Raw genomic sequence first — 248 nt, forward strand, 5'->3', positions numbered from 1 at the left:
CCTTGGTCGTCGGCTCGGTTTCCACCACTTCGAAGGTGGCGCGCTGCGGCAGCACAAGGGAGATGGCAATTCCGTTGAACTGTGAAACCTGCACGGCCATGCCTTCCAAGAGGTAAGGCGCCATGTCGCCGACCACGGCTTCCGATACCGCGACCTGGTCGTAGCTTTCCGGGTTCATGAAATGAAAGCCTTCGCCGTCACGGTAGAGGAAGGTGTGCTCGCGCTCTTCCACATAGGCGCGCTCCACC

Annotated in this window: 1 pseudogene; it reads right to left on the reverse strand. The window is 60.5% G+C overall.

Features of this window, described 5'->3' with window-relative positions:
* Positions 1 to 248: pseudogene (locus EOB49_RS35635) on the reverse strand (elongation factor P); the annotation flags it as partial.

Origin of the sequence: Mesorhizobium sp. M7A.F.Ca.MR.148.00.0.0, from assembly GCF_003997735.1 — a bacterium.
Classification (GTDB): domain Bacteria; phylum Pseudomonadota; class Alphaproteobacteria; order Rhizobiales; family Rhizobiaceae; genus Mesorhizobium.